At 64.5% G+C, this 19,314-nt stretch carries 20 protein-coding genes; 16 read left to right on the top strand and 4 right to left on the bottom strand.

Annotated features, from left to right (window positions below):
• Positions 1–11: 11 nt before the first annotated feature.
• From FJ953_RS07280 to FJ953_RS07270, 3 genes are all read left to right on the top strand, one after another.
• The gene (locus FJ953_RS07280) at positions 12–950 is read left to right on the top strand and encodes a sugar ABC transporter substrate-binding protein (RefSeq protein WP_140623752.1); all 939 of its coding nucleotides are present in this window, start codon (positions 12–14) and stop codon (positions 948–950) included.
• 164 nt (positions 951–1,114) lie between these two features.
• Positions 1,115–1,330, top strand: a complete 216-nt coding sequence (locus FJ953_RS07275; protein ID WP_140525095.1) for a KTSC domain-containing protein — start codon at positions 1,115–1,117, stop codon at positions 1,328–1,330.
• Positions 1,331–1,463: 133 nt separating this feature from the next.
• Positions 1,464–2,144, top strand: coding sequence for an aspartyl/asparaginyl beta-hydroxylase domain-containing protein (locus FJ953_RS07270; RefSeq protein ID WP_140514473.1), 681 nt, complete (start codon positions 1,464–1,466; stop codon positions 2,142–2,144).
• A 41-nt stretch (positions 2,145–2,185) separates the two neighbouring features.
• Here FJ953_RS07270 and FJ953_RS07265 read toward each other — a convergent pair whose 3' ends face one another.
• Entirely contained in the window at positions 2,186–2,413 is a 228-nt protein-coding gene (locus FJ953_RS07265) for a hypothetical protein (RefSeq protein ID WP_246674737.1), read from the bottom strand.
• A 137-nt stretch (positions 2,414–2,550) separates the two neighbouring features.
• Between FJ953_RS07265 and FJ953_RS07260 the strand changes: the two genes are divergently transcribed.
• Positions 2,551–3,231, top strand: coding sequence for a GntR family transcriptional regulator (locus FJ953_RS07260; RefSeq protein WP_246674735.1), 681 nt, complete (start codon positions 2,551–2,553; stop codon positions 3,229–3,231).
• 197 nt (positions 3,232–3,428) lie between these two features.
• Positions 3,429–4,262, top strand: a complete 834-nt coding sequence (locus FJ953_RS07255; RefSeq protein WP_224519090.1) for an SDR family oxidoreductase — start codon at positions 3,429–3,431, stop codon at positions 4,260–4,262.
• A 6-nt stretch (positions 4,263–4,268) separates the two neighbouring features.
• On the opposite strand, the gene FJ953_RS07250 is transcribed toward FJ953_RS07255, so the two are convergent.
• The gene (locus FJ953_RS07250; RefSeq protein ID WP_140623748.1) at positions 4,269–5,144 is read right to left on the bottom strand and encodes an SMP-30/gluconolactonase/LRE family protein; all 876 of its coding nucleotides are present in this window, start codon (positions 5,142–5,144) and stop codon (positions 4,269–4,271) included.
• Entirely contained in the window at positions 5,141–5,800 is a 660-nt protein-coding gene (locus tag FJ953_RS07245) for a GntR family transcriptional regulator (protein WP_140623746.1), read from the bottom strand. Before FJ953_RS07245 ends, FJ953_RS07250 begins: the two co-directional genes overlap by 4 nt.
• Positions 5,801–5,941: 141 nt before the next feature.
• Between FJ953_RS07245 and FJ953_RS07240 the strand changes: the two genes are divergently transcribed.
• From FJ953_RS07240 to FJ953_RS07200, 9 genes are all read left to right on the top strand, one after another.
• A complete protein-coding gene (locus FJ953_RS07240) occupies positions 5,942–7,138 on the top strand; it encodes a UxaA family hydrolase (protein WP_140623744.1) in 1,197 nt (398 codons plus the stop codon).
• A gap of 35 nt (positions 7,139–7,173) precedes the next feature.
• Entirely contained in the window at positions 7,174–7,944 is a 771-nt protein-coding gene (locus FJ953_RS07235; RefSeq protein WP_140547332.1) for an ABC transporter permease, read from the top strand.
• Entirely contained in the window at positions 7,941–8,693 is a 753-nt protein-coding gene (locus FJ953_RS07230; RefSeq protein WP_140583911.1) for an ABC transporter permease, read from the top strand. The genes FJ953_RS07235 and FJ953_RS07230 overlap by 4 nt, the downstream gene beginning before the upstream one ends.
• Positions 8,690–9,496: an ABC transporter ATP-binding protein gene (locus FJ953_RS07225; RefSeq protein ID WP_140547458.1), complete on the top strand. Its 807-nt coding sequence runs from the start codon at positions 8,690–8,692 to the stop codon at positions 9,494–9,496. The genes FJ953_RS07230 and FJ953_RS07225 overlap by 4 nt, the downstream gene beginning before the upstream one ends.
• Before the next feature lie 24 nt (positions 9,497–9,520).
• Positions 9,521–10,753 (top strand): PhnD/SsuA/transferrin family substrate-binding protein, encoded by a 1,233-nt coding sequence (locus FJ953_RS07220; RefSeq protein ID WP_140497572.1) that lies wholly within the window; start codon positions 9,521–9,523, stop codon positions 10,751–10,753.
• Between the two features lie 52 nt (positions 10,754–10,805).
• Entirely contained in the window at positions 10,806–11,705 is a 900-nt protein-coding gene (locus FJ953_RS07215) for an NAD(P)-dependent oxidoreductase (protein WP_140497574.1), read from the top strand.
• Positions 11,702–11,983, top strand: a complete 282-nt coding sequence (locus tag FJ953_RS07210) for a UxaA family hydrolase (RefSeq protein ID WP_140623742.1) — start codon at positions 11,702–11,704, stop codon at positions 11,981–11,983. The genes FJ953_RS07215 and FJ953_RS07210 overlap by 4 nt, the downstream gene beginning before the upstream one ends.
• A gap of 126 nt (positions 11,984–12,109) precedes the next feature.
• A complete protein-coding gene (locus tag FJ953_RS07205; protein WP_140623740.1) occupies positions 12,110–12,898 on the top strand; it encodes a DeoR/GlpR family DNA-binding transcription regulator in 789 nt (262 codons plus the stop codon).
• Between the two features lie 82 nt (positions 12,899–12,980).
• Complete coding sequence (locus tag FJ953_RS07200) at positions 12,981–15,458, top strand: FAD-dependent oxidoreductase (protein WP_140623738.1); 2,478 nt, start codon at positions 12,981–12,983, stop codon at positions 15,456–15,458.
• Here FJ953_RS07200 and FJ953_RS07195 read toward each other — a convergent pair.
• Entirely contained in the window at positions 15,455–16,324 is an 870-nt protein-coding gene (locus FJ953_RS07195; RefSeq protein WP_140497582.1) for a LysR substrate-binding domain-containing protein, read from the bottom strand. The genes FJ953_RS07200 and FJ953_RS07195 overlap by 4 nt on opposite strands.
• Before the next feature lie 293 nt (positions 16,325–16,617).
• Here FJ953_RS07195 and FJ953_RS07190 point away from each other — a divergent pair, with 293 nt between their 5' ends.
• Both FJ953_RS07190 and phnA read left to right on the top strand, forming a co-directional pair.
• On the top strand, positions 16,618–17,817 hold the full coding sequence (locus tag FJ953_RS07190) for a 2-aminoethylphosphonate--pyruvate transaminase (protein WP_140583903.1): 1,200 nt from the start codon (positions 16,618–16,620) through the stop codon (positions 17,815–17,817).
• Positions 17,818–17,842: 25 nt separating this feature from the next.
• On the top strand, positions 17,843–19,099 hold the full coding sequence (gene phnA, locus FJ953_RS07185; protein ID WP_140623736.1) for a phosphonoacetate hydrolase: 1,257 nt from the start codon (positions 17,843–17,845) through the stop codon (positions 19,097–19,099).
• Positions 19,100–19,314 lie beyond the last annotated feature (215 nt).

Here is a 19,314-nt window from a genome sequence, read left to right as displayed (position 1 = left end):
GGAGGAAACCTATGGTTGGCAAGAAAAGCATGCTCCACATTACCGCCATGGCGGTAATATTGGCCTCGACGGGCTGGGCCAGTGCAAAGACGGTCTGCTACGTCACGGCCGCGGATTCGCATGCCTATGCGACGCCGGCCAACAAGGCGCTCCAGGCGCGCGCCGGCGAGCTCGGCATCGAGATCCTGAGCCTCAGCCAGGATTTCGACGTCCAGAAGGGCACCGAGCAGCTCAACACCTGCGTCGCGCGCAAGGTTGACGGCATCATCCTGTGGCCGCTCGACCCGCAGGCCTACATACCGGGCCTGGCCCGCGCACAACAGGCGAACATTCCCGCGATCCTCATCAACTCGCCGATGAGCGACGATGCCAAGCCGTTCATCAAGTCGTTCACCGGGCCCGACGTCTACGAGGAAGGCAAGCTTGCGGCCGACTCGCTCAGCAAGGCGTTGGGTGGCAAGGGTTCCGTCGTCATCATCGCCGGCCAGGCCGGCAACGGCACGACGATCGGCCGCGTCGGCGGCTTCACCGATCGTCTCAAGGAAACCAACGCCGACATCAAGGTGCTCGACACGGTCAATGCCGATTTCGACCAGCAGAAGGCGCTGGTGGTCAGCCGCGACCTGATCACCCGCTTCGGCGACGAGATCAGCGGCGTCTACGCCAATGACGACACCATGGCGCGCGGCTTCATCGACGCCTGGAAGGAGGCCAATCCGTCCAAGGCGGCACCGCCGATCGTCGGCATCAATGGTCAGAAGGATGCGTTCGAATCGATCCGCACCAACGAAATGTACTCCACCATCGTGCAGTCGCCGGTTGAGGACGGCCGCCTGGCGATCAACACCATGGCGGAGATCATGGACGGCAAGGAGGTCAAGGACCGTTTGCCGATCCCGCTGACGGTCGTCACCAAGGACAATGTCAACGCGGTCGAGCCGGCGTTCTGATCCCTTGGGGCCGGCTCGGCAGAACCGGGCCGGCTCCGTCGTCTTCTGGCGCGGACGGACGATCCGGCTGCGCTGCTCACTATAGGAAGGCCTGCCAGCCAAGGCTGCCCGGCACAGTTGGAACTTCCGTTTGCGCCCCGGATTATCCATCCGGGAGAACGCCAATGCCTTCTACGGCCATCCGCAGCACACAGTACCATCCCGCCACCAGGGTGCTTTCGGTCTGGTTCGTACCGAGCGGAAACCGCTATGACTACGAAGACGTGGAGCCCGAGACCTACGCTGCCTTCAAAGCCGCCTCTTCCAAGGGACGCTTCTTCAATGAATTCATACGGGATCGCTACAGGTTTCGTCTGGTCGAACGCGCCCCTGAACGCTGATGCACGCCAGCAACAAAGCGCGGTATCGCGGGACTGTTCGTCGGTCACGAATTCGTGCTGACAGGCATACGCCTAGCAAGATCAGCAACTTAATTGCCGGATATTCGTTTCATGATGTCCTCGAGGCCATGAAATGTCTCAAGTTTACGATCTTGCATCCGGTCTGGTGCGGCGGATCTACGAAAAGCGCATCGACGCGCCGGCGATCCTCGATACCGCCAGCGAATTTCCAAACGCCACCAAGTTCACGGCCGCCTGGCAGGCCATCCGCGACGAAGCGCTTGCCGTGGGCAAGGCGCCCCGCTTCCACGACATCATGCCTGAACAGGCCGACATCTCGGCCAATGACGGTCGCGACTGGCGTATGTTCGTGCTCAAGGCCTACGATGTCGCGGTTCCGCAAAACCTCGCGCGAATGCCGGTCCTCGACCGGCTGCTTGCAGAATGCCCTGAGGTGAAGTCGGCGGCGATCTCTTTCCTGGCTCCGGGCAAGCACATTCCCAGCCACCGCGGCCCTTTCAGGGGCATAATGAGGTTCCATCTCGGCTTGGTGATCCCTCGACAGGCAGATGGTCGTCCGGCGACGGTCATGATGATCAATCATCAGGAGAGGCGGATCGCCGACGGCGAGTGTCTGTTGTGGGACGACACGTTCCCTCATGAAGTGACAAACAACGCCGACAAGCCTCGCGTGGCCCTGCTTTTGGATATCTGGCGTCCACGAATGCCGCCCGACATGGAAATCCTGTCACGGCTGATCGTCCACGGCGTGCAGGCAGGCATGCGCCGCAGAGGCGTGTCCTTTTCTGCGTGAGGAGGCCCGCGGGCCATGGGCTCGCCGAGCGCCTTGGCGCGTCAGTCGCGTGGGCCCGCCACCATCCGTGCGATCCGTGTCATGTCCGTGCTCATTTCACGGTCATCGTCAAGCGGGCTGACAAGGGAGCGCACGGCGGCGAAGGTGCGCTGCGGTCCGTCGCCCATGCCGTCGACGACACCGCGCAATTTCACCCCCGTAGCCGCAAAGATCAGTTCCATCGCAACGAGATAACGCAGCCGCTCGACGATTTCGGCTGTCTTGGCCATTCCCGTTCCGAAGGTTCGCCGCGGCAACTTCGCAGGCGCATCGCCGCCGGCTTGCAACTCTTCTCGTACACATGGATACCTATATCCGAGAATGAAGCTTTCCCCTAAGCTGACGATACGTGAAATGGGAGCATGGATTGCGCGGATTTGGCGAAGGCTTGATCGAGAGGCCGCAAACGGTTGCCGAGCAGGTCGCCAATGTCTTGCGCGAGGCCATTGCCAGCGGGACCCTGAAGGCCGGCACGACGTTGCGCCAGGATGATCTGGCCGAGCAGTTTGGCTTCAGCCGGATGCCGATCCGGGACGCGCTTCGTCAGCTCGAGGCCGAAGGCATCGTGTCCATCCACCCGACAAAGGGTGCGCACGTCGCCAGAATGGACGGCGACGAGATCCGAGAGATCTATGCCGTGCGCGAACTGCTCGAGTGCGAGGCACTGCGGCTCTCCATTCCCGGCCTACCCGGCGGCAAGCTGGACGAGGCCGAACAGGTGCTCGATCAGATCGATGCCGAGCGCAATGTCGGCAGGTGGGGCGTGCTGAACCGGGCCTTTCATCTGGCGCTTTATGACGCCTGCGGCAATCGCCGATTGCTCGGCCTGATCGAGGCGCACCATAATGCGGCCGACCGCTACGTCCGTATCCTGTTGTCGAACCTCGACTACCGCGCCCGCTCGCAGACGGAGCATCGCGACCTCCTGGCCGCTTGCCGGCGACGCGACGCCGGCGAGGCCGTCAGCGTTTTGATGCAGCATCTGCGCCAAGGCAGCGAGACACTGGTCAACGCCATAGAAGGCGACGGTCTGTCGCGAAAATCTTAGAATCTTTGTCCAATTCCGATGGGCGCGCGTGACGGGCTATACGCCTTCGTCTAGCCGCTGCCGCCAGGGACGCTGCTTTTCAGCTTGCCTGATTTGATCAAATGGAAGAATTGGTTCTGGATTTCTCCCTGAAAATGCGTTTTGAAGAGCACTCCAAAGAAAAGTGTGATCAAATTGGAAAGGCTGGGCTATTGACGGTGCAAAAGGAAGAGATCGACATCCAGAATGCGCTGGCTCTTGCCGAGCGCTTCACGATGGCTGGCCGGCGCGCCTTGGTGACCGGCGGCAGCGTCAGCATCGGTCGTGAGATCGTGCGGGTTTTTGCCGAGGCGGGCGCCGATGTGGCCGTCCATTTCGCTCGCGACGCCGACGTGGCATTCGGGCAGCCGGATGCGGCCGCCGAAGCTGTCCGTGAAATTCGCGGGAAGGGCAGGCGCGGCGTCGCCATCGATGCTGATTTCGCTCGGGCCGGAGAGGCGGCTCGCTGTGTCCAGGCGGCGATCGAGGCGTTGGGTGGTGTCGACGTGCTTGTCGTCTGCGCCTCGATCCAGTACCGCACGCCTTTCCTCGATCTACCCGCCGAGCAGATCGAGCACCAGATCCAGATCAACTTCAAGGCGACGATCGAATTGCTGCAGGCCGCCTTGCCCGGCATGAAGGACAATGGCTGGGGCCGTGTGCTGACGATCGGCAGCATCAACCAGACGCGGCCCGAATCCGATCTCGCCGTCTATGCCGCGCTGAAGAGCGCGCAGCACAATCTGTCGTTCAACCTTGCCAAGGATTATGCGCCACACGGGGTGACGATCAACAACCTGTCGCCCGGCCTTGTCGTTACCGAGCGCAATCGCTGGCGCCGCGAGGACGCGGCCAAATGGGCGGAGATCCAGAAGGGGTCCGCGCCGATGCAGCGGGCCGGCGAGGCGCGCGAGATGGCGGGAGCGGCGTTGCTGCTTTGCTCCGACGCCGGCAGCTTCATCACCGGGGCGGACCTGCAGGCGACGGGTGGCCGCCATCTCGGCTGGCAATAGCCGAGATTAACCGGCAAAAGCCGGCTCCGGCAGTCCCGCCACGCCGACGTCGAGCGCAAGCAGGCAACCCGCCAGGGGCTCGTTGGCCAGTTGATCCTCCGTCAGCTTCTGCGTTGCGGTCGTCACGTACAGTGTCTTCAGGCCTGGACCGCCGAAGGCGCAGGAGGTCGGCTGAGTGACCGGCAGAGGGACCAGCCTGTCGAGCCGGCCATCGGGCGCGAACCGCGCCAGCGAGCCGCCCTGGTAGCGCGCATTCCACAGGAAGCCGTCCGCATCGACGGTGGCGCCGTCGGGCTTTCCAGGCGCCGCGTGCCGGTCGGCGAACAGAGACCACGGCCCCACAAGTCCGCTCGCCGGGTCGAAATCCGCCCGCTCTATGTCGCCTTGCCGTGTATCCGTGAAGTAGACAGTGCGGCCGTCCGGGGCAAAGGCGATCGCATTGGGCACGGCGATCCCGTCGCGAATCCGGCTCGAACTTCCGGCGGCGTTGATCCGGTAAAGCGCCCCGGACGCATGCAGCCCATAGTCCCACATGCTGCCGCAGATTATGCCGCCTCCGGGATCGCACTTCATGTCGTTCAGCCGATGCTCGGGCGGCCCATCCTCCACGCGCGCCAGCAGGCTCAGTGCGCCGCTGGCGGGATCAAATGCGTGGAGACCTTGCCGCAAGGCCACGACGACACCGCCCGATGCTCGTGGAACCACCGAGCCGATGACCTCAGGCATCGGCCACGATGTCACCGCTCCTGTCTCGGGCCGCAGCCTGTGCAGGCAAGGACGCCGCAGATCGACCCAGAACAGCTCTCCGCCCCGCGCCAGCCATGTCGGCGATTCGCCCAGCGTGTCGCCCGTCGACGCCGCGACCTCGAACCCGGCCGTCATTGCCGGCCGATATCGGGTTTGGGATCGACGGCGATGCGCGCCAGGAGGTCGTGTTTGGCCTTTTCGATATGCGCGCCCATCAAGGTCGCCGCCGAGCCGGCATCCTGGCGCTCTATGGCCCGGATGATGTGGCGATGATCGTCGATGACGCCATGGAAGCGCCCCTCGTCATAGCCGTAGCGTTGCCAGATCGCCGCCACCAGCAGCCAGTTGCGATCCACCATCGACAGCGCGCCCGGATTGCCGGCCGCCTCGTTGATGACGCCGTGAAAGATGTTGTTGGCATGTGGGACGGCAAGGAAGTCGTCGCTGGCCACTCTTTGCTCAAGCATGTCCTGCGCGGCCTTCAGATCGCACAGATGCTCGGCGGTACGCCGCTCGCTGGCACGCCGCGCCAGCATCGTTTCGACGGCGCTGCGGATATCGAACAGGTCGATCACAAACGACATGTGGACCGTTCTGACGCTGGCGCCGCGATTGGGTTCCAGCACGACCAATCCCGTGCCGCTCAAGGCGCGCAAGGCCTCGCGGACCGGCATATGGCTTACGCCATAACGACCGGCGAGATCGTCGATCCTCAGCCTTGCCCCGAATGGAATGGCTCCGGAAACGATGTCGTCACGAAGAAGCTTCTGAACGTCGGGAATACGCGCCATGCATTCAAGCCTACCCTGATTTGAGCAAATATTGCTCGCACGGCGGTCGAAAGAAGTCAATTTTGCCCTTGCCAAGGCGACATTTGATCAAATATTGAGATTTGAAGAGATTGCCACGCTCGCGACGGTTTGGAAACGCCAATGCCACTGCCTGCCTCCGGTGCCGACAAAATCGACGGCCTGCCGCCATTCAGTGGCTACAGGCGGGTCGATGGCCGCGCCGGAATCCGCAATTATGTGCTGATCCTGTGCATCAATGGTTTGGCGCTGCGTGTCAGCGAGCGAATCGCGGCGGGTCTCGAAGGCGCGCTTCTGGCCGCGACGAGCGCGGGCAGGGGACACATCGAGCCGGACCTCGGCCTGCACCTTGATCAACTTGTCGGTCTCGGCCGCAATCCGAACGCCGCCGCCGTTCTGGTGGTCGGAGTGGATTCGGCGACGACCGAGATGGTCGCGGCCCGCATTTCGGCTTGCGGCAAGCCGGTCGCCAGCGTTTCCTTCGCCGAGCAGCATGAGGACATGCTGTCGGTCATGGGCGAGGGCATCAGGCGCGGCGCGGCGTTGCTGCGCGAGGCTTCTCGGATCCGGCGCGAGACCTTGCCCGGCGCGCAGCTGGTGGTCGGCATCGAATGCGGCCATTCCGACGCGACGTCGGGTCTGGTCAGCAATCCGGTCGTGGGGGCCGCGGTCGATCTTCTGGTTTCGCATGGCGGCACCGTCATTGTCGGTGAGACCGTCGAGTGGCTGGGGGCAGAACATATACTCGCGGCGCGCGCTCGCGATGCAACGGTGGCACGACAGATCCTGCAGGCCGTGGAGCGCAAGGAAGGCTTCGCCGCCGCTTCCGGCCACAGCCTGACCGGCAACAATCCGGGCGAGGAGAATATACGCGGCGGATTGAGCACGATCGAGGAGAAGTCGCTCGGCGCCCTGGCCAAGACGGGAACTTGCCGCATCGACGGCGTGCTCGGCATGGCCGAGCCGGTCACCGCCGGCGGCCTTTACCTCATGGACGGCCCGTCCTTCTCGCCGGAATCGATGACAGGCTTCGCCGCGGCCGGTGCCCAGATCATGCTGTTCACAACCGGGCCAGGCAACAGCACCGCGAGCGCGCTCGCGCCGACGATCAAGATCACGGCGCGGCGCGAGACGGCTCGCCGGCTGCCTGAGCAGATCGATTTCGACGCCAGCCCGGTTTCGGAGGGGATCGAAACCGTCGCCGAAGCGGCGAACCGGCTGCTGGCGACCATCGTCGATGTCGCCGGCGGCACCCTCACCTTCGGCGAGATTTTGGGGGAAGGGCTCGAAGTTCCGACCCGCGTGCGGGGCTCGTTGTGACGGCTATCTCCTCGAACGATGCCGGCCAAAGGACAATGCGCTTTGCGCGCCTGACCAGCCTGTTCGTGTATTTGCGCACGATGGGCCTGTTCGTCCTTGCCTGGTATGTCGGCTCGTTCTTCGTGCCTTCGAAGCTGCTCTTGCCGTCGCCGGTCGCGGTTGCGCTTGCGCTGCGCGATACGGCCCTCAACGGCGAACTGCTCGGCAATGCAGGGATCAGTCTGGCCCGTCTGCTGGTAAGCGTCGCGGCTGCCGCGGCGGTGGCGGTGCCGCTCGGGCTGCTGATGGGCCGCAGCCGGCTCTGGAACGATCTGCTCGAACTGCCGGTGGAGATCCTGCGGCCGATAGCCGGCATCGCATGGATACCGCTTGCGCTCTACATGTTCGGCATCGGCCATCGGCTGCCGCTGTTCATCATGTTCTATACCGCCTTCTTCCCGCTGCTGATCGGCACCGCCGCGGGCGCCGCCGCCGTCGACAGGCGGCTCGTCGCGGCGGCCAGCACGATGGGCCTGTCCGGGCGGGCGATCATGCGGCGCGTCATCGTTCCGGCGGCGCTGCCGGCGATCCTGGTCTCGGCGCGGCTTGCGGTGGCGGCCTCGTGGACCGCCGTCGTCGCTGCCGAACTGGTAGGAGCGCCGAACGGCCTCGGTTACGCCATCGAATACTACCGCAGCATGCTGTTGACGCCGACGGTGATGGCTTTCATCGTCGCCATCGGCCTGCTCGGCTTCCTGACGGACAAGGGGTTGCGCTGGCTCTCTGATGTCTTGACTCCGTGGGCGCGGACGGAGGTGGCGCGATGAACAGGTTTGCGCTTCGCCTCATCGTTCCGGTGCTGCTGCTGGTCGTCTGGGAAGCTCTCGCGTCCGGCTCCGCCCAGGCGCCACGCCCCAGCACGGTGGCCGAAACGGCCATTTCCATGCTGCGCGACGGCGATCTCGTGGCCGGTCTCGCCACCAGCCTCGGACGGGTCTTCGCCGGCTTCGCGGCGGCGGCCCTGTTGGCGATCCCGCTTGGCATCGCCATGGGCAGCATGCCGGCCGTCGAGCGCAATCTCGATCCGCTGGTCGAGACCTTCCGGCCGATAGCGGCACTTGCCATCCTGCCCCTGGTTATCCTCTGGTTGGGCTCGGGCTCCGGGGCAGCTGTCGCCATCGTTGCCTATGCCGCCTTCTTCCCGATCCTGATCAACACCATCTCGGGCGTGAAGCGTATCGAGCCCAGTCTGATGCGCGCCGCGCTGACCATGGGGCTGGCGCCGCTGACGCGGATGCGGGTGGTGCTGCTGCCGGCCGCCTTGCCATCCATTCTGGTCGGCATGCGCATCGGCCTCGGCATCGCCTGGACGGCGATCATTGCCGCCGAACTTGCGGTCGGCGCCAAGTCCGGCAGCAGCGGCGGCATCGGCCAGATGATGTTCGTCTTCTACGCCTATTCGATCAACCTCAACGGCATGGTGGTCTGCATGATCGCGGTCGGCATCGTGGCCTTCGCGCTCGACCGCATCCTGCGTGCCGCACTCGCCTTCGCCGTGCCGTGGAGCCAGCCATGAGCGATGCCAAGATCCGCCTCGACGGCGTCAGCAAATCCTTCGGGGAATCTGCCTCCGTGGTGGCGGTCGACAGCCTGTCGCTGGACATCAAGGCCGGCGAGTTCATGGCTATCGTCGGCCCATCCGGATGCGGCAAGACGACCGTTCTCAACATGCTCGCCGGCCTCGACAGGCCGACGTCGGGTACGATGAGCCTGAACGGCAGGCCGATCGAAGGACCGGGGGCCGAACGCGGCGTGATGTTCCAGGACTATGCCCTGTTTCCCTGGCGCACCGTGCGCGGCAATGTCGAGTTCGGATTGATCTATGGGCCGGCCGGGCGAGGGCTTTCGCCCGCGCAGCGCGCCGACCGCGTCAACCGCACCGTCGAAATGGTCGGCCTGACCGGCTCCGAGGACAAGTACCCGCACCAGCTATCGGGCGGCATGCGCCAGCGCGTGGCACTGGCGCGCCTGATGGCGAACGAGCCGGAAATCCTGCTGATGGACGAACCGCTAGCGGCGCTGGACGCGCAGACCCGCGTCATCCTGCAAGACGAATTGCTGCGCATCTGGGGGCAGGACCGCCCCGCTGCCGAGCGGCGGACGGTCGTCTTCATCACGCACGCCATAGACGAGGCGGTGTTCCTGGCCGACCGGGTCGCGGTGCTAAGCAGCCATCCGGGTCGCCTGAAGCAGGTCATCGACATCGACCTGCCCAGGCCACGCGGCGACGAGACGCGGCGCTCCGGCGATTTCGCCAGGCTCAGCCAATCGATCTGGGAACTGATCCGCGAAGAGGCTTACCGCGCAACGATGAACTGAAACGACAACAGGGAGAGGATTGTCATGAGGAAACTTCTGGAAACCGCATTCAACCGACGCGCAGTCCTGAGTGGTGCCGCGGCTGCCGCGCTGGCCATGCCATCGATCGTGCGGGCGCAGGACCGCAAGCCGGCCAAGGTCTCAATCGGCCGCCAGCCCTACGCGGCTGGCAACTCGCCGCTGACGCAACGCATGATCAACGAAAAGCTGCTCGAGAAGGCGGCCGCCGAACTCGGCTACGACCTGACAGTCGACTGGCGCGACTATCCTTCCGCGCTGCCGATGGTGGAGGCTTTCGTCTCCGGCGATCTCGACATCGGCATGTGGGGCAACACCCCGATCGTGCGGCTGCTTTCGCAGGCGCAGCCGATCAACATTCTCACCGTCGGTGAGGGCCACATGCGCATGGTGCTGGCGACCCGCAAGGGCTCCGCCATCAAGAACATCGGCGACCTCAAGGGCAAGACCGTCGGCGCGCTTGTCGGCGGCGACCCCTACAACGCGCTCTCGCAAATGCTGCTGCAGGAACTGGGCGACGCCGACCCGCGCGCCTTCGGCATCAACATCGTCAACACGCCGACCCAGGCCGTTGCCGCGTCCCTCCCGGAGGGCATGGACGCGTCGGTGGTGATCTACCCGGCCTTCCTCAAGGCGAATGCCGAAACCGGCCTCACCGGGATCATGAATTCGTTCGGCTATACCGAGGCCGGCTACAGCGGACCCGCGGGCGAGGGCGAAGGCCACATGCTGCCCGGCGTCAAGAAGTCGAAATTCTACCCCGACGGCTACTATTTGCACCGTTCCTTCTGGATCTGCAGCGACCGCATCGTCGGCGACGATGCCGCGCTCGGCCAGGCCTTCCTGACGGCCGCGCAACGCGCGCTTGCCGATCTCCAGAAGATCGACCCGCGGGAGATCTCGCAGTCGGTTGTCAAATATTGGGGGCTCGATCCTGCGCTGGGCGCCAAGGTCATCGGCGACGAGGTGCTTTTCCAGCGCGGCTGGATCTGGCCGACCGAAGGCGATGCGGCGGCAATCAGCCAAATCTCCCAGTTCATGGTTGCCGGCAAGATGATTCCTGAGGCGCTGAGCTGGGACCAGGTCAAGGCCGCCTTCGGCAAGGCGGCGCCGCTGCTTCAGAAAGCCTATGAGGGCACGGGCAAGGTGCCGGACGAAAGCGGCTTCACCGACAAGAATGCCAAGGATCTGCGTGGCCTGCCGGCATGGCAGCTCGACCAGTGGAAAGTGCCGTCCTGAGGAGTTCGGGCGGCACGCGCATTCAGAGTAATTCAGGGAAGGAAGTTGATCCATGACGTCAGTCGGTTTTGTCGGGCTTGGAACCATGGGCGCACCCATGGCCCGCAACGTGCTCAAGGCGGGACACGCGCTGACGGTCTTCGACCTCAATCCCGTGGCGGTGAAAAAACTCGTCGAGGCCGGCGCTCGGGCGGCGGCGTCGCCGCGCGAGGTTGCACAGCAATCGGAAATCGTCATCACCATGCTGCCGGATGCGCCTGATGTGGAGGCCGCCGTGCTCGGTGCCGACGGCATCGGTCATGGCCTCAGGGCCGGCAGCCTCTATATCGACATGAGCACGATCGACCCGCAGACCACCCAGCGTATCGGCGCATGGCTGGCGCAACGCGGCGTCGACATGATCGACAGCCCTGTTGGCAAGACGGTGGAGCACGCCATCGCCGGAACCTCGACGCTGATGATCGGCGGCGATGCCGCCGTGCTGGAGCGCGCGCGCCCGATCCTGTCGAGCATGGGGGCCGACCTCATCCATTGCGGCGGGCTCGGCATGGGGCAGGCAATGAAGCTCACCAACAACCTGCTGGCCAGCGTGCTGATAACGGCCAGCTCCGAGGCGCTGGTCGCCGGCGCCAAGGCGGGCCTGACGCTCGACACCATGATCAACGTGCTGAAGACGACGATGGCCTGGAACCAGCAATTGGCGGTGGCGATGCACAATCGCGCGCTCAAGGGCGACTTCGAGCCAGGCTTCATGGTCAAGCTTGCCCACAAGGATTGCCGGCTTGCCCTGGCGATGAACGACGCGCTCGGCGTCGAGACGCCGGTCGGGGGCGCCACGCTCGCCGTGCTCAGGGAGGCGATGGACGCTGGCATGGCCGGCAAGGATGTCGGCGCCGTGCTGAAGCTGCGCGAAGACGCGACCGGCGTCCAGGTCCGGCTTGCCGGCGCATGAGCAAGCCTGGAGCCATAGTGCTGCACGCTGACGACGACGTGGCCGTCCTCGTCGAACCAGTCGAGGCAGGCGCCGAAGTGACGACGCGAGGCGCCCGCGAGGGGGTTGTCCTCAAGGCCGGCGCCGCGCTGCAAGCCGGTCACAAGCTGGCGTTGCACGACCTGGCCGCCGGCTCCACCATACGCAAATACGGCGAGGCGATCGGCCGCCTGACGGCTGCCGTGGCGGCCGGCGACCACGTCCACGTGCACAATCTGCAAAGTCTGCGCGGACGCTGACGCCGGGTCAGCACCCGAACAGGCCAGACCTTATCGATCGACCATGGCCACGCCGTCCTCGCGGTTGCCTCCCGGGCGGTTCACTGCCACATATCGCAACATCATTCGTTCGATATGAGGCCCTCCATGTCCCCCGACAGCCGTCTGCCGGCACGTGCCCTTGCTCCCCGCCGTCATGACGAGATCCTGAGGCGCCTGGGTGCCCAGGGCTCGGTCAGCGTCGCCGAACTGGCCGGCTTTTTCGACGTCTCGCGCGAGACCATCCGCCGCGACCTGAAGCTGCTTTCTGACCAGGGACGGCTCGGCATCGTGCATGGCGGCGCCGCTCGCTTCGAGCCGAGCGAGCCGGCGATGGGCCTGCGCAGCCGGGAGAATGCGCACGGCAAGGCGGCGATCGGCAGGGCGGCGGCCGGCCTCGTTAGCAGCGGTATGGTGGTCTTCCTCGATTCCGGCACCACCACCTTGGCCGTCGCGCATGCCATGAACGACCTGCGCGATCTCACTATCTGCACGACCAGCCTGAAGATTGCACTGCATCTGTGCCATGTCCCCGGCATGCGTGTGCACATACTGGGCGGTGAAGTCGACCCAGGCGAGGAGGCCGCTTCCGGCATCGATGCGCTCGATGCAATGGCGCGCTTTCGCGTCGACATCGCCTTTCTCGGCGGCGGCGCGTTGTCCCCCGATGGCGAGGTGACCGATTTCACCAGGGCCGGTGCCGAGCAGCGCGGCCGCATGATCGCGCTCGCCGGCAAGACCTATTTCGTCCTCGACAGCAGCAAGTTCGGCAAGCTGACGCCGCTCAGGATTCCGAATTTCGACCGCGCCGCCGGCGTTGTCGTCGACGCCCGGCCGCAGCCTGCGCTTGCCGACGCCCTTTTGCAAAAAGGGCCGGAGCTGATCGTCGCATCTTGATGTGATATTTTGTGAGTTTTTGACTTGATATTTGGCTTTCCTGTGTTAGCTTGCCGGCCACCCTCAAGATGGCGGAACGCTCATGGCTCATGAATTTCCCACGCAGGCACGCGTCGTGATCGTCGGCGGCGGCATCATCGGCTGCTCCGTCGCCTATCACCTGACGAAGCTCGGCTGGGCCGACGTCGTCCTGCTCGAACAGGGGCAGCTCAGCGGCGGCACCACCTGGCATGCGGCGGGCCTGGTCGGGCAATTGCGCAGCCATTCCAACATGACCAGCCTGATCAGATACTCCACTCAACTCTATGGCGAACTGGAGGCCGAGACCGGTCTCGCGACCGGCTGGAAGAATTGCGGCTCGCTGTCGGTGGCGCGCACCGCTGACCGCATGACGGTGCTGAAGCGCACGGCTGCCTCGGCGCGTGCGCAAGGGGTTGAGATCGACGTCATCTCGCCGAGCGAAGCCGGCGATCTGTGGCCGGTCATGGCGACGGACGATCTGGTCGGCGCGGTCTGGCTGCCTGGCGACGGCAAGGCCAATCCGACCGATCTCACGCAATCGCTCGCCAAGGGCGCGCGCAATCGCGGCGCGAGGATATTCGAGCGGGTCAAGGTCACCGGCATCATGGTGAGAAACGGCGTCGCCTGCGGTGTCGAGACCGACCGCGGCGACATCGCCGCCGAGATCGTCGTCAACTGCGCCGGCCAGTGGGCGCGTAAGGTCGGGCTGATGTGCGGCGTCTCGGTGCCGCTGCATTCGGCCGAGCACATGTATATCGTCACGGGCCGGATCGAGGGTGTGTATCCGGACCTGCCCGTGATGCGCGATCCGGACGGCTTCATCTATTTCAAGGAAGAGGTTGGCGGGCTGGTTATGGGCGGCTTCGAACCGCATGCCAAGCCGTGGGGCATGAACGGCATCCCCGAGAATTTCGAGTTCGCGCTGCTGCCGGACGATTGGGACCAGTTCGAGATCCTGATGGAAAACGCGCTGGTGCGCGTGCCGCAACTGGCGCAAGCCGAGGTCAAGAAGTTCTACAACGGTCCCGAAAGCTTCACGCCCGACAACAATTTTCTCCTCGGCGAGGCGCCGGAGCTGAAGAATTTCTATGTTGGCGCCGGCTTTAACTCGATGGGCATCGCCAGCGCCGGCGGTGCCGGCAAGGCGCTGGCCGAGTGGATCGTCAACGGCGCGCCGACCATGGATTTGTGGCCTGTCGATATCAGGCGCTTCGCCGCCTTCAACAACAATCCGCGCTGGCTGCATGATCGCGTCAAGGAGACGCTCGGTCTGCATTACGCCATGCCGTGGCCGAACCGCGAGCTGGACACCGCCCGACCCTTCCGCCGCTCGCCGCTCTACGACCGGCTGGCCGCCAGGGGCGCCTGCTTCGGTTCCAAGATGGGCTGGGAGCGCGCCAACTGGTTCGCGGCCCCGGGAGAGAGGGCCGGGAACGATTATGCCTTCGGCCGCCAGAACTGGCATGAGGCAGTCAAGCGCGAAATGAAGGCGACGCGCGAGGCTGTTGCCGTATTCGACCAGACCTCTTTCGCCAAGCTTCTCGTGCAGGGCCGCGACGCCTGTGCCCTGCTCAACCGCATCTGCGCCGGCAATGTCGATGTACCGGTCGGTACATCCGTTTACACGGGCGTGCTCAACGCGCGCGGCGGGTACGAAAGCGATCTCACCGTAATGCGACTTGGTGCGCAAAAATTCCTCATCGTCACCGGTTCGGCGCAAGCGGTCCACGACGCCGACTGGATCGCCAGGAACATCCCACCGGACGCACATGCCATCGTGACCGACGTCACCTCGTCCTACGCGGTGCTGGCGCTGATGGGGCCGCGCTCGCGCGATCTCCTGGGCAAATTGTCGTCGGCCGATCTTTCCAACGCCGGCTTCCCCTTCGCCACCATCCGCGAGATCGATATCGGCTACGCTACCGCCTACGCCAACCGCATGACCTATGTCGGCGAGCTCGGCTGGGAGCTGATCGTGCTGACGGAATTCGCCGTCGGCGTCTACGAGGCGCTGCACGAGGCTGGCGGCGAATTCGGCCTCCTGGACGCCGGCTACTACGCGCTTGATGCCTTGCGCATCGAAAAGGGTTTTCGCGCCTGGGGCCGTGAGTTGACGCCTGACATTACCCCCTGGCAGGCGGGGCTTGGCTTCGCCGTCGCCATGGACAAACCGGGTGGCTTCATCGGCCGTGACGCGCTGGTCGAGGCCAAGCCGTCGACAGCGCCAGCAAAACGCATCGTACTGTTCACGCTCGACCATGCCGAGCCGATGCTGTGGGGCGGCGAGCTGATCCTGCGCGACGGCAAGCCCGTCGGCGAGGTCCGCTCGGCCGCCTACGGTCACACGCTTGGCCGCTCGGTGGCGCTCGGGCTGATCGAGAACGAGACGGGCGTCGACGCTGCGTTTCTGGCTAGCGGCCGTTTCGAGATCGATCTTGCCGGCGTTCGCCACGCGGCCACGGCACATTTGCGCACCCCTTACGATCCGAAGTCGGAACGGGTGAAAGCGGATGTGGAGGAGATCAGGGCCGCCGCCTAATCCGCCGACATCGAACGCGCCATGTCGAGGAAGGCGCGCACCAGCTTGCCGCCGCTGCGTTCGCGCAGGCAGATCAGCGCTTCGTCCATCAACGTCTCAGGCGCGTCGAGCGCGATCGCTACCAGCCGCGAATCCTGGCCGAATTCGGCCGCCGAGACAAAGCCGATGCCGGCACCCGAGGCGACGATCTCGCGGACGGCTTCACGGCCTTCGGCCTCGATCACCGGCCTGAGTTCGACCTTCGATGCCGCGGCCAGATCCTCGAGCTTCTGGCGCGTCTTGGAGCCGCGCTCCCGCATGACCAGCGATTCCTGCGCGAGTTGCTTGAGGCTCAATGATTTCTTGCCCGACAGCGGATGATCGACCGACGCAAAAGCGATGATCGGCGTCGAATTGAGTTTCAGCACCTCGAAGTCCCGTCCGGTCGGCACCTCGCCCAGCACGCCGATGTCGGCATCATAGCTGTAGAGGCTGCTGATTACCGTCTCGGTGTTGCCGGCGCGTAGCGAAACCTGGACGCCGGGATAGCGCGCGCGAAAACTGCCGAGGATGTGAAGCAGATGATGCGCGGCGTCGGCGACGATGCGCAGCGTGCCGGAGCGCAGGGCGCGCGATTCCGTCAGAAGCTCGAGCGCCTGCTGCTCGGTGTCGAACATGCGGTGGGTTATTTCGAGCAGCTTCTGGCCCGAATGGGTCAGCGTGACCTGCTTCTTGTTCCGGTTGAACAGCAGCACGTCATATTCTTCCTCGAGCTTGCGCACCTGGTCCGAAATTGCCGGCTGCGTCAGGAACAGCGCTTCCGCGGCACGTGAAAACCCGCCTGATATCGCCACCTGGTGAAAGGCTCGCAATTGAACGTAGCGCATGTTCTCAGCTTTCTAGATCCGAGTTCCGGCCGCCACCCTATCATAAGCCTCGCAGGCAAAAAGGCATGAAGGAACGATTCTTCTTATATCTGGGGATGATCGCCCACGGTCACGCACATGTCATGGATACCACGCAGGCTGCGCTCGGCTGGAGGCGCGATTATCCCGCCGGGCAATAATTCGACTGCAAGCCAGATCATCGGGTGAGCTTATACATCAATACAAAATAACGATTTTACAAATACGTCGTTCCAGCCAAGAATGTCTCCACATAAAAAGCAGCGGAGGACACTATGCTCGCCGAGACGAAATTTGCCGCGGAGCCATTGGCCGGTCCGGCGCTGGGCGAGCCGTACCTGCTGACGCCGGGGCCGCTCACCACCTCCTATCCGGTCAAGCAGGCGATGCTGCGCGACTGGGGATCCTGGGACGGCGATTTCCGCGCCATGACGTCAGACATGCGCCGCCGCCTGCTGGCGCTGACCGGCGATGCGAAAGGCGAATTCGACTGTGTGCCGATGCAAGGCAGCGGCTCCTTCTGCGTCGAGGCGATGCTGGGTTCGTTCGTGCCGAAGGACGGCAAGGTTCTGGTCCTGGCCAATGGCGCCTACGGCCTGCGCGCGGCCCAGACCATGCAGTATCTCGGCCGCGCCTATACGCTGATCGACAAGGGCGACTACCTGCCGCCGCGCGGCGACGAGGTGGCCGCCGCCCTCGAGGCCGATCCTGCCATCACGCATGTGATCGCCATCCATTGCGAGACCAGTTCCGGCATCCTCAACCCCGTCGCCGAGATTGCCGAAGCCGTCCATGCCAAGGGCCGCAAGCTGCTGGTCGATTCCATGAGCGCCTTCGGCGCCATCGCGCTCGACGTGAACGAGATCCGCTACGAGGCGATGGTCTCGTCCGCCAACAAGTGCATCGAGGGCGTGCCGGGCTTCGGCTTCATCATCGCCCGCAAGAGCGAATTGGAAGCCGCCAAGGGCCGCAGCCATTCGCTGTCGCTCGACGTCCATGCGCAGTGGGCGCATATGAACAAGACCGGGCAGTGGCGCTACACTCCGCCGACCCATGTCGTCGCCGCCTTCCTTGAAGCGCTTCGCCAGCACGAGGCCGAGGGCGGTGTTGCCGGCCGCGGCGCCCGCTACACCAGGAACCGCGACGTGATGGTGGCCGGCATGCGCGAGCTCGGCTTCGAGACTTTGCTCAGGGATCGCTGGCTGTCGCCGATCATCGTCACCTTCTTCAACCCGGCCCACGCCAACTTCGCCTTCGACCGCTTCTACGAGCTGATGAAGGACAAGGGCTTCATCATCTATCCGGGCAAGCTGACCGTCGTCGATAGCTTCCGTATCGGCTGCATCGGCCAGATGGACGAACATGTCATGCGCCGCGTCGTAGAGGCGGCGGCGCAGTCGCTGAAGGAGATGAACGTCGACACCGCCGCTCCTCCCGCCGCGGCAATCGCCGAGCGCGCCAAACTCGCCGCCTGAAGCGGCAGAATTTTTGAGGATTTCGATGAACCAGATGTCTCCCATCAATGTCGCGGTCAACGGCCGCACCTACGCCTGGCCACGTGTGCCGGCCATCGCCATCTGCCTCGACGGCTGCGAGCCGGCCTATCTCGACAAAGCCATCAAGGCCGGGCTGATGCCGGCGCTGGAGAAGATCAAGCAGAAAGGCACGGTGCGTTTTGCGCATTCTGTCATTCCGAGCTTCACCAACCCCAACAATCTGTCGATCGCCACAGGCCGCCCGCCGTCGGTGCACGGCATTTGCGGCAACTACCTCTACGAGCGCGAAACCGGCAAGGAAGTGATGATGAACGACCCGCGTTTCCTGCGCGCGCCGACCATCTTCCAGGCCTTCTACGATGCCGGCGCCAAGGTCGCGGTGGTCACCGCCAAGGACAAATTGCGTGCGCTGCTCGGCAAGGGCCTCGCCTTCGACGACGGCCGCGCGCTGTGCTTCTCGGCCGAAAAATCCGACACCACCACCAAGGCCGAGCACGGCATCAACAATGCCTCGAAGCACTTTGGGCTGCCGGTGCCGGAAGTCTATTCGGCCGAACTGTCGGAATTCGTCTTCGCCGCCGGCGTCCAACTGCTGAAGGAATTCCGCCCCGACATCATGTACCTGACCACCACCGACTATGTGCAGCACAAATACGCACCCGGCGTGCCGCAGGCCAACGCCTTCTACGAGATGTTCGACAAGTACCTGGCCGAGCTTGATGCGCTGGGCGCGGCAATCGTGGTGACCGCCGACCACGGCATGAAGCCCAAGCACAAGCAGGATGGTTCGCCTGACGTCGTCTATGTCCAGGACCTGCTCGACGAATGGCTGGGCAAGGATGCCGCGCGCGTCATCCTGCCGATCACAGATCCCTATGTCGTGCATCACGGCGCGCTAGGCTCGTTCGCCACCGCCTACCTTCCTGACGGCGCCGATCAGGCCGACATCATGGCGCGGCTGGCGAAGATCGACGGCATCATGCTGGTTGTCGACAGCCCGACCGCCTGCGAGCGTTTCGAACTGCCGGCCGACCGCATCGGCGACATCGTGCTGATCTCGACGCAGAACAAGACCGTCGGCACCTCGGAACACCGCCACGACCTGGCAGCCCTCAACGAGCCGCTGCGCTCGCATGGCGGGCTGACCGAGCAGGAGGTTCCGTTCATCGTCAACCGCGTGCTGGCCGATTTGCCTGATGAGCCCGTGCTGAGGAACTTCGACGCGTTCTACTACGCGACGATGGCGGCCGCGCAGGCTTGATCTCGAGCGTGATTGTCGACCCCCCACTCCGCCGAGCTTCGCTCGGCACCTCTCCCCCGATCGACGGGGGAGAGGAAAGGCGCCAGGGCTAGCGGCGGCTTAGCCCGGAAACGTGGTGGCGCCGACCTCACCTGATTTCCTCTCCCCCGTCGATCGGGGGAGAGGTGGCCCGAAGGGCCGGAGTGGGGGTCGACAATCCGTTGCACCACTTTCTC

This window comes from Mesorhizobium sp. B2-3-6, from assembly GCF_006442305.1.
GTDB lineage: Bacteria > Pseudomonadota > Alphaproteobacteria > Rhizobiales > Rhizobiaceae > Mesorhizobium.
This window is presented reverse-complemented; position numbering and strand designations above follow the sequence as displayed.